Annotated in this window: 8 protein-coding genes; 5 read left to right on the forward strand and 3 right to left on the reverse strand. The window is 71.6% G+C overall.

Annotated elements, in window-relative coordinates:
• Window positions 1-99: 99 nt before the first annotated feature.
• A complete protein-coding gene (guaB, locus tag ABZX65_RS11065; protein ID WP_355336799.1) occupies window positions 100-1602 on the forward strand; it encodes an IMP dehydrogenase in 1503 nt (500 codons plus the stop codon).
• A gap of 232 nt (window positions 1603-1834) precedes the next feature.
• Window positions 1835-2956: a GuaB3 family IMP dehydrogenase-related protein gene (locus tag ABZX65_RS11070; protein WP_355336800.1), complete on the forward strand. Its 1122-nt coding sequence runs from the start codon at window positions 1835-1837 to the stop codon at window positions 2954-2956.
• A gap of 173 nt (window positions 2957-3129) precedes the next feature.
• Here the strand turns inward: ABZX65_RS11070 and ABZX65_RS11075 are convergent, their stop codons facing one another.
• The 3 genes from ABZX65_RS11075 to ABZX65_RS11085 form a co-directional block, all read right to left on the reverse strand.
• On the reverse strand, window positions 3130-4113 hold the full coding sequence (locus ABZX65_RS11075) for an IS481 family transposase (RefSeq protein WP_355336801.1): 984 nt from the start codon (window positions 4111-4113) through the stop codon (window positions 3130-3132).
• A 208-nt stretch (window positions 4114-4321) separates the two neighbouring features.
• Complete coding sequence (locus ABZX65_RS11080) at window positions 4322-4987, reverse strand: hypothetical protein (protein WP_355336802.1); 666 nt, start codon at window positions 4985-4987, stop codon at window positions 4322-4324.
• A 133-nt stretch (window positions 4988-5120) separates the two neighbouring features.
• The gene (locus ABZX65_RS11085) at window positions 5121-6401 is read right to left on the reverse strand and encodes a nucleotide sugar dehydrogenase (protein ID WP_355336803.1); all 1281 of its coding nucleotides are present in this window, start codon (window positions 6399-6401) and stop codon (window positions 5121-5123) included.
• A 346-nt stretch (window positions 6402-6747) separates the two neighbouring features.
• Between ABZX65_RS11085 and ABZX65_RS11090 the strand changes: the two genes are divergently transcribed.
• The 3 genes from ABZX65_RS11090 (at window position 6748) to ABZX65_RS11100 (ending at window position 12255) form a co-directional block, all read left to right on the forward strand.
• Window positions 6748-8454 (forward strand): glycerol-3-phosphate dehydrogenase/oxidase, encoded by a 1707-nt coding sequence (locus ABZX65_RS11090; RefSeq protein WP_188281981.1) that lies wholly within the window; start codon window positions 6748-6750, stop codon window positions 8452-8454.
• 60 nt (window positions 8455-8514) lie between these two features.
• Entirely contained in the window at window positions 8515-10293 is a 1779-nt protein-coding gene (locus tag ABZX65_RS11095; RefSeq protein WP_355336804.1) for a serine/threonine-protein kinase, read from the forward strand.
• A gap of 72 nt (window positions 10294-10365) precedes the next feature.
• Complete coding sequence (locus tag ABZX65_RS11100; RefSeq protein ID WP_355336805.1) at window positions 10366-12255, forward strand: serine/threonine-protein kinase; 1890 nt, start codon at window positions 10366-10368, stop codon at window positions 12253-12255.
• Window positions 12256-12382: the final 127 nt, after the last annotated feature.

Raw genomic sequence — 12382 nt, forward strand, 5'->3', positions numbered from 1 at the left:
CCGTACGGGTGTACGGGCCCGGCCGAGGGCGTCATGGGAATAGCGGCGAAGCCACTACCATTGAACAACTCGCCGGGCAAGACCATTCGGGAAGGTGTCATGACGCTGAACGCCGACGGAGTAGCTGAGAAGTTCGCCACACTCGGGCTGACCTATGACGATGTGCTGCTGCTTCCGGGGGCGTCAGAGGTGCTGCCCAACCAGGTGGACACCTCCTCCCTCATCTCCCGCAACGTCCGGGTGAACATCCCGCTGCTGTCCGCCGCCATGGACAAGGTCACCGAGGCCCGGATGGCCATCGCGATGGCCCGCCAGGGCGGCGTCGGCGTGCTGCACCGCAATCTGTCGATCGAGGACCAGGTCAACCAGGTCGACCTGGTGAAGCGGTCCGAGTCCGGCATGGTCACCGACCCGATCACCGTCAGGCCCGACGCGACGCTCGCCGACGCGGACGCGCTCTGCGCGAAGTTCCGGATCAGCGGCGTGCCCGTCACCGACGCGTCCGGGCGGCTGCTCGGCATCGTCACCAACCGCGACATGGCCTTCGAGAGCGACCGCTCCCGCCAGGTCCGCGAGGTCATGACCCCGATGCCGCTGGTCACCGGCCAGGTCGGGATCTCCGGGGTCGACGCGATGGCGCTGCTGCGCCGCCACAAGATCGAGAAGCTGCCGCTGGTCGACGCCGACGGCAAGCTCAGCGGGCTCATCACCGTCAAGGACTTCGTCAAGGCCGAGCAGTACCCGAACGCGGCGAAGGACTCCGAGGGCCGGCTGCTGGTCGGCGCCGCCGTCGGCGCCAGCCCCGAGGCGCTGGACCGCGCCCAGGCGCTGGTCGGCGCGGGCGTCGACTTCCTCGTCGTGGACACCTCGCACGGCCACAACAGCAACGCGCTGAACTGGATGGCGAAGATCAAGTCCAGCGTCGGCGGGGTCGACGTGGTCGGCGGCAACATCGCCACCCGTGACGGCGCCCGCGCCCTCATCGACGCCGGTGTCGACGGCGTCAAGGTCGGTGTCGGACCCGGCTCCATCTGCACCACCCGCGTCGTCGCGGGCATCGGCGTCCCGCAGGTCACCGCGATCTACGAGGCCGCGCAGGCGTGCATCGAGGCCGGGGTGCCGGTCATCGGCGACGGCGGCCTCCAGTACAGCGGCGACATCGGCAAGGCGCTCGCCGCGGGCGCCAGCAGCGTCATGCTCGGCAGCCTGCTCGCCGGGTGCGAGGAGTCCCCCGGGGAGCTGCTCTTCATCAACGGCAAGCAGTTCAAGTCCTACCGGGGCATGGGGTCGCTCGGCGCGATGCAGTCCCGCGGCCAGGGCCGCTCCTACTCCAAGGACCGCTACTTCCAGGCCGAGGTCTCCTCCGACGACAAGCTCGTGCCCGAGGGGATCGAGGGCCAGGTGCCGTACCGCGGACCGCTGTCCGCCGTCCTCCACCAGCTCATCGGCGGTCTCCGGCAGACCATGGGCTACGTCGGCGCCGCCGCCGTCTCCGAGATGGAGTCCAAGGGGCGGTTCGTCCGCATCACCGCCGCCGGGCTCAAGGAGTCCCACCCCCACGACATCCAGATGACCGTAGAGGCCCCCAACTACCACGGCTGACCCCGCGCTTGCGCGGACCCTGGTCCTCCGGGCCGCGGCCCCTGTGCGTCCGCCACGCGCTGGACGTTGTTCCAAGGGGCGCGGCCCCGGGCGGTTCTTCTCCCCGTGCCCCCACGGGGCACAGGTCCTGTGCCGAGGCAGCGCGCGGGGGCGCATCCCCGACGGGGCACGGGCCGCCCGCGGGCCGAACGGGGATACTGAGGGGCCGCAGGTCAAAAGAAAGGCGCAGGACGTGACAGAGATCGAGATCGGTCGGGGCAAGCGAGGCCGCAGGGCGTACTCGTTCGACGACATCGCCGTCGTGCCGAGCCGGCGCACCCGGGACCCGAAGGAGGTCTCGATCGCGTGGCAGATCGACGCGTACCGCTTCGAGCTGCCGTTCCTCGCGGCGCCCATGGACTCGGTGGTGTCGCCGGAGACGGCGATCAGGATCGGGAACCTCGGCGGCCTCGGGGTGCTGAACCTCGAAGGGCTGTGGACCCGGTACGACGACCCGGAGCCGCTGCTCGCGGAGATCTCGGAGCTGGACGACACCCGGGCGACGGCCCGCCTCCAGGAGATCTACGCGGCGCCGATCCGCGAGGAGCTGATCGGGCAGCGGATCAAGGAGGTCCGGGACGCGGGCGTCGTGACGGCCGCCGCGCTGTCGCCGCAGCGCACCGCGCAGTTCTCGAAGGCGGTCGTGGACGCGGGCGTCGACCTGTTCGTGATCCGCGGCACCACGGTCTCCGCCGAGCACGTCTCCGGCTCGCACGAGCCGCTGAACCTCAAGCAGTTCATCTACGAACTCGACGTGCCGGTGATCGTCGGGGGCTGCGCCACGTACACGGCGGCGCTGCACCTGATGCGGACCGGCGCCGCGGGCGTCCTCGTCGGCTTCGGCGGCGGCGCCGCGCACACCACGCGCAATGTGCTGGGCATCCAGGTGCCGATGGCGACCGCGGTGGCCGATGTCGCTGCCGCCCGCAGGGACTACATGGACGAGTCCGGCGGCCGGTACGTGCACGTCATCGCGGACGGCGGCTTCGGCGCCAGCGGTGACCTGCCCAAGGCGGTCGCGTGCGGCGCGGACGCGGTGATGATGGGCTCCCCGCTGGCCCGCGCCACCGACGCGCCGGGCCGCGGTTTCCACTGGGGCATGGAGGCGGTCAACACCGAACTGCCGCGCGGCAAGCGGATGAACCTCGGCACCGCGGGCACCACCGAGCAGATCCTGCTCGGCCCGTCCCACGCGCCCGACGGCTCGATGAACTTCTTCGGTGCCCTGCGCCGCTCGATGGCCACCACCGGCTACTCGGACCTGAAGGAGTTCCAGCGCGTCGAGGTGACGGTCTCCCCGACCCACCACCGCTAGGGCGTGTCCGTAAAGTCTCGCCTGGCTGGCGGCGCCTGGCACGCACGCTCGCTGCGTTGTCGGGCTCATCCGAATAGGCCCACTATGAGGACGACCCTCCGCCTTGCGATCGCACGCACCAGACACCGCCAGCCCCGCCCTCCGGGCGGACGACGCGACTTTACGGACACGCCCTAGATGTATTGACCTGGAGGGTTGTTGACGCGGGTGATGGGTGGCTGGCCGCCGAGTGCGGTGTGGGTGCGGTGGTGGTTGTAGGTGTGGAGGAAGTCTGCCAGGGCTGCGGTGCGCTGGTCGTTGGTGGTGTAGGGCTGTTGGTAGGCCCATTCGTCGAGCAGGGTGCGGTTGAAGCGTTCGACCTTGCCGTTGGTCTGCGGGCGGTAGGGGCGGATGTGCTTGTGGGTGATGCCGGCCGCTGTCAGAGCCTGGGTGAAGAGCTTGGATTTGTAGCAGGAGCCGTTGTCGGTCAGGACGCGTTCGACGGTGATGCCGTGGGCGGTGAAGAACGCGTGGGCTCTGGTCCAGAAGGCGATCGCGGTGTGCTGGCGTTCGTCGGGCAGGGCCTCGCTGTAGGCCAGGCGGGAGTGGTCGTCGACGGCGGAGTGGATGTAGCTGTAGCCGATGACCGGTTTGCTGCTTTTGCGCTGACTGGTGGTTGCTTGCCGATTGCGGGCGCCGGCGCTTCTGCCGACGGTGCGCCAGCCGCCGCCGTCGGGGATGTTGCCGAGTTTCTTGATGTCGACATGGACGAGTTCGCCGGGCCGTGAGCGTTCGTAGCGGCGGATGGGCTGGCCCGTGGGCCGGTCTATCCAGGCGAGCCGGTTAAGGCCGTGTCGGCTCAGGATGCGGTGCACGGTCGAGGCGGGCAGGCCCAGGATCGGCCCGATCCGGGCCGGGCCCAGCTTGCGTGTCCGGCGCAGTTCGCAGACCCGGGCCTCCACTGAGGCCGGGGTGCGGTGCGGTGTCGAATGCGGCCGGCTGGGGCGGTCGGCCAGGCCCGCATCCCCCTCGGCCCGCCAGCGGGCCACCCACTTGTGCCCGGTCGCCCGTGAGATGCCCATCTCAGCAGCGACATGGGCGACCGGCCGACCCGACAGCACCCGCTCGACCAGGATCCGTCTGCCATGAATGGTCAGCCGGGCATTACGGTGAGACACGAAGACCTCCGGGCGGTGCGTTCCTAGACAGCTCCACCACACCGGAGGTCTTCGCCATGATCAAGACCCACGAGCGTCAACAACGCTCATGATCAATACACCTAGACCGCACACGCCGGAGAACGCACGAGGGGCCGTACCGCGTAGGCGGTACGGCCCCTCGTCGCGTCACGGCGCGGTACGCGGCACCGCGCCGGGGCGGTTGTCGTCAGTTGTCGCCCGCGTGCTTCGCGACGCCGAAGGAGATGAACGCGGCGACGGCGAGGAAGAGGAAGCGCATGAAGCTGAAGTCCTGCTTCCACGAGTCGAGCAGGTCGCCGAAGTGGTGGAAGAAGATGTCGGTGACCGGCATCGAGCCGCCCTGGCCCGACACGTAGTGGCTGATCACCAGGGCGCCGCCGAAGAGTTCGCCGAAGACGACCGCGAACAGTGCGAGCAGGACGGCCACGAACGGCAGGGCCGGGTTGCGTCCGCCGGCCTTGCCGACGGCGAGGCCGACGAGCGCGCCGACGCCGATCGCCATCAGCCGGAATTCGTGGGTGCTGCCGTCGTCGCTGGACAGCGCGCGCAGGATGCCGCCGTACGCGAGCGCGGCGACGATCGCGGCCAGCAGGCCGACCAGGAAGCCGAGTCCGGGGTTGTCGCGGCGGGCGACCGGCACCGGCGGCGGGTAGGCGGCCGGGTTGAAGGCGCCGGGCGCGGGCGGCGCGCCCCACTGCTGCTGGGGCTGCTGACCGTAGGGCGCCTGGGGCTGCTGGCCGTACGGGGCCTGGGGCTGCTGCGGGTAGCCGTATCCGGCGCCCGGCGGCGGTCCGTACGGATTCTGGCCGCCGGGCTGCTGCGGCTGCTGCGGCGGCGGGTAGTTGGCGCTCATGGGGTCCCCCGGGATACGGCATTCAACGATGGACGCCGAAATCTAGCAGCAGGGGGTGACAATCGGACAAGTTGTTCTTCCGGTCGTTACATGACCACTACACGCGGATCGGGAACCCCGCCGCGGCGGGCCGCTACAGCCGCGCCGCCGCGCCCGCGGGCGTCGCCCCCCTTGTGTCCAGCAGGAGTTGCGCCTTGACCGCCAGACCCTGGAGGTCGTACGTGCGGTGGTGCTGGAGCAGCACCGTCAGATCGGCCTCGGAGGCGGCCTCCCACAGGGAGTCGGCGCGCGGCACCGGACGGTCGAGAACGCGCCACTGCGGTACGTAGGGGTCGTGGTAGCACAGCTGCGCGCCGAGTTCGATGAGCCGGGTGCCGATCTCGCGGGCGGGGGCGCCCTCCTGGGAGGCCAGGTCGGCCTTGTAGGTGACGCCGAGCAGCAGGACGCGGGCGCCGCGCAGGGACTTGCCGTGCTCGTTGAGCAGCGCGGCGGCGCGCTGGACGACGTAGCGCGGCATGCGGGAGTTGACCTCCTGGGCCAGTTCGACCATCCGCAGCGGGTGGCCGAGCATGCGGACCTGGCCCTGGGCGGGCATGGCGGCGAAGAGCGGGACGGCGTTGGGGTCGAGGGCGGCGGCCGGGCCGCCGACGCCGGGTCCCGGTCGGAACGCCTGGAAGCCGAACGGCTTGGTCTCGGCGCAGCGGATCACGTCCCACAGGTCGACGCCGAGGTCGTGGCAGAAGACCGCCATCTCGTTGGCGAAGGCGATGTTGACGTGCCGGTAGTTGGTCTCCAGCAGGTTGACCGCCTCGGCCTCGCGGGGGCCGCGGGCGCGCACGATGCGTTCGGTGAAGCGGCCGTAGAAGGCGGCGGCGGCCTCGGTGCAGGCGGGGGTGCAACCGCCGATCACCTTGGGGGTGTTGGCGAGGTGGAAGTCCCGGTTGCCGGGGTCGAGGCGGCTGGGGGAGTAGGCGAGGTGGAAGTCCCGGCCCGCGCGCAGCCCGTCGGCCTCCAGCAGCGGGCGCAGGAACCCCTCGGTGGTGCCGGGGTAGACCGCCGACTCCAGGACGACGGTGGTGTGCGGGCGCAGGTGCCCGGCGAGCGCGCGGGCGGCGGCGGACACCGCCGTCAGGTCCAGGGCGCGGTCCTCGCCTAGCGGGGTGGGCGCGCAGATCACGGCGGTCCTGACCCGGCCGAGCACCGCCGGGTCCGCGGTCGCGCGGAAGCCGCCCGCGAGCATCCGGCGCAGGTCGGCGGCGGCGAGCGTGCCCGGCGGTACGCGGCCCGCGTTGATGTCGGCCGCGGCGGCCGGGTCGGGTTCGTAGCCGATGACGCCGACGCCCGCGGCGGTCGCCGCCTGGGCGAGGGGAAGTCCGGTGCGGCCGAGTCCGAGCACTGCGAGGTCTGCGGGCATGCGGTTCAGTCCTCTCCCTTGCGACCACCACGGGGACTCCACGGATGGCTCCACGGATGGCTTTAAATCAGGCTAACCAGACAAATGACTGATATGACCGCACGGCGCGCCGTGCAGTCATCCGGGTTACGGGCAGAAGAGGCACGGGATCGCCGGGTAGGAGAGGGACGGCCCGGACGCCCTGCCCGCAGGGCGTTCACCGCCTCGCCGCACCGCGGGCGCGCCCCGGCACCCCCCTCGACGGCGGGTCAAGGGTGGCCGCTCGCGGCGGTGGCGGTCACTATCGAGTGGAGGGCTATCCACCGCGGCGGCACGCGAGAGCGCCGCCACCATGGGAGGCACACGGATGCGTACGTCAACACTGGGCCCCGCCGAGCGGGCCGGGGCACTGGCCCGGATGGCCGAGCACGAGCTGGACCTGCTGGTCGTGGGCGGCGGGGTGGTCGGCGCGGGAACAGCGCTGGACGCCGTCACCCGTGGCCTGTCCACCGGTCTGGTCGAGGCCCGCGACTGGGCGTCCGGCACGTCGAGCCGGTCGAGCAAGCTGATCCACGGCGGCCTGCGCTACCTGGAGATGCTGGACTTCGCGCTGGTCCGCGAGGCCCTCAAGGAGCGCGGCCTGCTCCTGGAACGCCTCGCCCCGCACCTGGTGCGGCCGGTCCCGTTCCTCTACCCCTTGCAGCACAAGGCGTGGGAGCGGCTCTACGCGGGCTCCGGCGTCGCGCTGTACGACACCATGTCGGTCTCCTCCGCGCACGGCCGCGGCCTGCCGGTGCACCGCCACCTCACCCGTAAGCACGCCCTCCAGGTCGCGCCCGCGCTGCGCAAGGACGCGCTGGTCGGCGCGCTCCAGTACTACGACGCGCAGGTCGACGACGCGCGCTTCGTCACCACCCTGGTGCGTACCGCCGCCTCCTACGGCGCGCAGGTCGCCAACCAGGCGCGGGTGATCGGCTTCCTCCGCGAGGGCGAGCGCGTCGTCGGCGCGCGGGTGCAGGACGGCGAGCAGGGCGGCGAGTACGAGATCCGCGCCAAGCAGATCGTCAACGCCACCGGGGTGTGGACCGACGACACGCAGGCGCTGATCGGCGAGCGCGGCCAGTTCCACGTCCGCGCGTCCAAGGGCATCCACCTGGTGGTCCCCAAGGACCGGATCCACTCCACCACCGGGCTCATCCTGCGGACCGAGAAGAGCGTGCTCTTCGTCATCCCCTGGGGCAGGCACTGGATCATCGGCACCACCGACACCGACTGGGACCTGGACAAGGCCCACCCGGCGGCGTCCAGCGCCGACATCGACTACCTGCTCGAACACGTCAACTCGGTGCTGTCCACCCCGCTGACCAGGGACGACGTCCAGGGCGTCTACGCGGGCCTGCGTCCGCTGCTGGCCGGGGAGTCGGACGCCACCAGCAAGCTCTCGCGCGAGCACACCGTGGCGCACCCGGTGCCGGGACTCGTGGTGGTCGCGGGCGGCAAGTACACGACGTACCGCGTGATGGCCAAGGACGCGGTCGACGAGGCCGTGCACGGCCTGGACCACCGGGTGGCCGAGTGCTGCACGGAGGATGTGCCGCTGGTCGGCGCCGAGGGCTACCACGCGCTGTGGAACGCCCGCGCCCGCACCGCCGCCCGCACCGGACTGCACGTCGCCCGGGTGGAGCACCTGCTCAACCGGTACGGCTCGCTCGCCGAGGAGGTGCTCGCGCTGATCGCCGAGGACCCGTCGCTGGGCGCCCCGCTGACCTCGGCCGACGACTACCTGCGGGCCGAGATCGTCTACGCGGCGATGTACGAGAGCGCCCGCCACCTGGACGACGTGCTCGCCCGCAGGACCCGGATCTCGATCGAGACCTTCGACCGCGGCACCCGCAGCGCCCGCGAGGCCGCCGAGTTGATGGCACCCGTCCTGGGCTGGGACAAGGACCAGATCGACAAGGAAGTGGCCTACTACGAGAAGCGCGTGGAGGCCGAGCGCGAGTCGCAGCTCCAGCCTGATGATCTGACCGCGGATGCGGCCAGGCTGGGCGCGCCCGATATCGTTCCCCTCTAGGCACGGTGCGTCTCGGGGGAGACGCGGCGCGCGTCGGGGGAGCGGGCGGAAGGGCGCGAGATGACGGGACAGGCCGACGAGGGGCGGTTGGTCGCGGGCCGGTACCGGCTGCTCGAACGCATCGGCCGGGGCGGCATGGGCACCGTGTGGCGGGCCGAGGACGAACTCCTCGGCCGGCAGGTCGCGGTGAAGAAGCTGCACCCGCCCCAGCCGCACATGCACGACGACGAGTTGGCCACCCTCTTCGAACGCACCCGCCGCGAGGCGCGCGCCGCCGCCCGGATCAGCCACCCCAACGTGGTGGTCGTGCACGACGTCGTGGACGACGAGGGACTGCCGTCCATCGTCATGGAGTACGTCCCTTCGGTCACGCTCGGCGAACAGCTCAAGAAGCACGGACCGCTGCCGGTCGCCGAAGTCGCCAGGATCGGCCGCGGCATGGTCGCCGCGCTGCGGGCCGCGCACCGCGCCGGAGTGCTGCACCGCGACGTCAAGCCGGGCAACGTCCTGCTCGGCGTCGAGGGCGGCGCGCCCGTCGAGGGCGCTTCCGCGGAACAGGGCTACGGCAGCGGGCGCGTGGTCCTCACCGACTTCGGCATCGCCCAGGCGTCCGGCACCTCCACCCTCACCCGGACCGGCGAACTCATCGGCTCCATCGACTTCCTGTCGCCCGAGCGGATCAGGGGCGCCCTGCCCGGACCCGAGGCCGACCTGTGGGCGCTGGGCGCCACCCTCTACCAGGCCGTCCAGGGCGAGTCGCCCTTCCGGCGGCCGACCGCGATCGAGACCGCGTACGCCATCGCCGAGGAGCCGGTGCTGCCGGCCGCCAACGCGGGCGCGCTGACCCAGGTGATCGCCGGGCTGCTCGCCAAGGAACCGGCCGAGCGGCTGTCCGCGGCCGAGACCGAGCGGCTGCTGCGGATTCCGCTGGCAGAACCCGACACCGGGCAGGTCGACACCGACCGGTTCACCTACCCCGCGGGCGACGGCCGGACCGCCACCGTGACCCAGGTGCCCGGCGCCCCGCCCCCCGGCGGCGCGCACTCCCCTCCGTACGCCGACTCCTTCGGGCCCCCGCCGCCCTACTCCACGGGAACCGGGACGGGAACGGCCGCCGGTTTCGGTACGGGCGCGGGCGGTTCAGGCCCCGACACCGGCCCGCACTCCGGCGCGCACCGCCCCGAACGGCCGCGCCGCCGTACCGGAGCGTGGATCGCGGGCGTCGCCGTCCTCGCCCTCGTGGCCGCGGGCACCGCCTTCGCCGTCATCCACAACGGCGGCTCCGGTACGGACGCGAGCCCCGGCCCCACCACGGCGGTCAGCACACCGCCCACCGGCACCACGTCCTCGGCCGGTCCGACGCCGAGCACCACGGCGCCGCCCCCGCCGGTCCCCGACGGCTACCACCTGGTCACGGAGGCCGACCACGGTTACGCGGTGCCGGTGCCCGACGGCTGGACGCGGCAGGTCAAGAACGACGGCGACGAGGTCGACTTCATCGACCCGACCGGCAAGATCGGCCTGAAGATCAGCTCGCTGGACTTCGGCAGCGACGACCCGTACGAGCACTGGCTGACTCTGGAGCCGCAGACCCAGGAGCAGGTTGACGAGTACCACCGTGAACGGATGATCCGCACCGTGCAGTTGGGGATGCCCGCCGCGCTGTGGGAGTTCACCTTCCAGGGCTCGGTCCGCAAGTTCCATGCGATCGACCTCGGATTCGGCAAGCCGGGTGGTCGTGAGTACGCGGTCTACCTGTCGGCTCCGGACGCCGAATGGGACACCTACCGACCGGTGTTCACGAACGCTGTGGCCGGTTTCCGGCTATCGAACCCATAAGCCGGGTTCGCTTCCGCGTCCCCCGTTCGGGGATGATGGGTGTTTACACGTCCAGCACTCCAGAGGGATCCCATGAGCGAGGTCGAAAGTACCGACGGACGCGTGCTCGCCGACCGGTACCGCCTCGGCGAAGTCCTCGGCAAAGGCGGCATGGGCACGGTGTGGCGCGCCGTCGACGAGACGCTGGGCCGTACCGTCGCGGTCAAAGAGCTGCGTTTCCCCGGCAACGTCGACGAGGACGAGAAACAGCGCCTGGTCACCAGGACCCTGCGCGAGGCCAAGGCCACCGCGCGGATTCGCAACACCGGCGCGATCACCGTCTTCGACGTGGTCAAGGAGGACGACCGGCCGTGGATCGTCATGGAGCTGGTCGAGGGCCGCTCGCTGTCCGACGCGATCCGTGAGGACGGCCCGCTCACGCCCAAGCGCGCCGCCGAGGTCGGCCTCGTCATACTCGACGTCCTCAAGGCCGCCCACAACGCCGGCATCCTGCACCGCGACGTGAAACCCTCCAACGTCCTGCTCGCCGACCGCGGTTCGGACCCCGCGGGCCGCGGCGCCGGGCGCGTGGTCCTCAGCGACTTCGGCATCGCCCAGATCGACGGCGACCCGTCCGTCACCTCCACCGGCATGCTCGTCGGCGCCCCCTCGTACATCTCGCCGGAACGCGCGCGCGGCCAGAAGCCGGGCCCGCCCGCCGACCTGTGGTCGCTCGGCGCGCTGCTCTACGCCTCGGTCGAGGGCCGCCCGCCCTACGACAAGGGGTCGGCCATCGCCACCCTGACCGCCGTGATGACCGAGCCGGTCGGGCCGATGACCAACGCCGGGCCGCTCGCCGAGGCGATCAAGGGCCTGCTGGTCAAGGACCCGGCCCAACGCCTCGACCACGACGCCGCGTACGCCCTGCTGTCCACCGTCGCGCACGCCCCCGAACGCCCGGTCGCGCCGCCCACCTCCGACGCCCGTACCGTCGTGCTGAACGTGGACCCGCAGCCCACCCCGACCGACGCTCCCGCTGCCTCCGGCGGGGGGACCCCCACCGCCGGAGGCGAAGCCGCCGCCGACCAGGCCCGGGTCCGCGACGCACTGCGCTCGGTCCGCAAGGCCGCCGCCGCCAAGATCCCCGCGAAGCCCGCGACATCGGCCGCCGCCCCTGAGCCCGGCGGCCCCGTCCCGCCGCCCGCCCCGCCGCGCGCGTCGCTCACCGACGTCGTACCGCGCCGCACGATGGTCATCGTGGCCGCGGCGATCGTGATCGTCCTGCTGGGCACGGTGATCGGCATAGCGCTCGCCAACTCCGGTGGCGGCGACGGCGGGAACGGATCGGCGTCGAAGCCGAAGGGCGGGGCCTCGGCCTCCGCGTCCGCGTCGACCGGCGCGAAGAACGACGACGACAGCAAGGGCGGCACGGACGACGGCAAGTCGCCGTCGTCGCCGGGCAGTTCGGCCTCCGCGCCGACCACCCCCGCCTCGTCCCCGCCGGCCACCGGCGGCTCGGACGCCGTACCGGCGGGCTTCTACCGCTACGACGACTCCGAGGGCTTCTCGATAGCCCTGCCCAACGGCTGGAAGCGCGTGGGGGACAACGGGTACGGCAGCGGCTCGAAGTTCCGGGGCTCGGACGGCAGCGAGTTGCTCGTGGACTGGACGCATTCGCCGGGGCCGAGCGCGCTCAAGGACTGGCAGAACGCGGCGAAGACCGCCAAGTCCGGCCGGAACGGCATGCCCGGCTACCAGGAACTCAAGGTGGCCCAGACGCAGTACCGCTCGTACGACGCGGCCGACTGGGAGTACAAGCGGGACGTGAAGGGTAAGCAGGTACACGTCCTGAATCGCGGCATGGTGACGGACCCGAAGCACGGGTACGCCATCATGTTCACGACTCCGGCCGACGCGTGGACCAGCGATACCAGCACCAAGGCCCTCACGACCTTCTTCGCTACCTTCAAACCGGCCAAGTGAGCCTTCCGCAGCACGTATTGTGAGTAGCCGTGGACTGTCCGCAGCCGGATTCCGTTCGGATCGGACCGCTTCGGGTACAAGGTGGGGTGCGGGCGAGGGTTCCCGCACGGATGGCATCGGGTCGGGA

Source organism: Streptomyces sp. NPDC003300, from assembly GCF_040610915.1.
Taxonomy (GTDB): domain Bacteria; phylum Actinomycetota; class Actinomycetes; order Streptomycetales; family Streptomycetaceae; genus Actinacidiphila.

Coding starts and splice junctions, on each gene's coding strand:
- guaB (WP_355336799.1), top strand. CDS start 100: ATGACGCTGAACGCCGACGGAGTAGCTGAGAAGTTCGCCACACTCGGG.
- ABZX65_RS11080 (WP_355336802.1), bottom strand. CDS start 4,987: ATGAGCGCCAACTACCCGCCGCCGCAGCAGCCGCAGCAGCCCGGCGGC.
- ABZX65_RS11085 (WP_355336803.1), bottom strand. CDS start 6,401: ATGCCCGCAGACCTCGCAGTGCTCGGACTCGGCCGCACCGGACTTCCC.
- ABZX65_RS11090 (WP_188281981.1), top strand. CDS start 6,748: ATGCGTACGTCAACACTGGGCCCCGCCGAGCGGGCCGGGGCACTGGCC.
- ABZX65_RS11095 (WP_355336804.1), top strand. CDS start 8,515: ATGACGGGACAGGCCGACGAGGGGCGGTTGGTCGCGGGCCGGTACCGG.
- ABZX65_RS11100 (WP_355336805.1), top strand. CDS start 10,366: ATGAGCGAGGTCGAAAGTACCGACGGACGCGTGCTCGCCGACCGGTAC.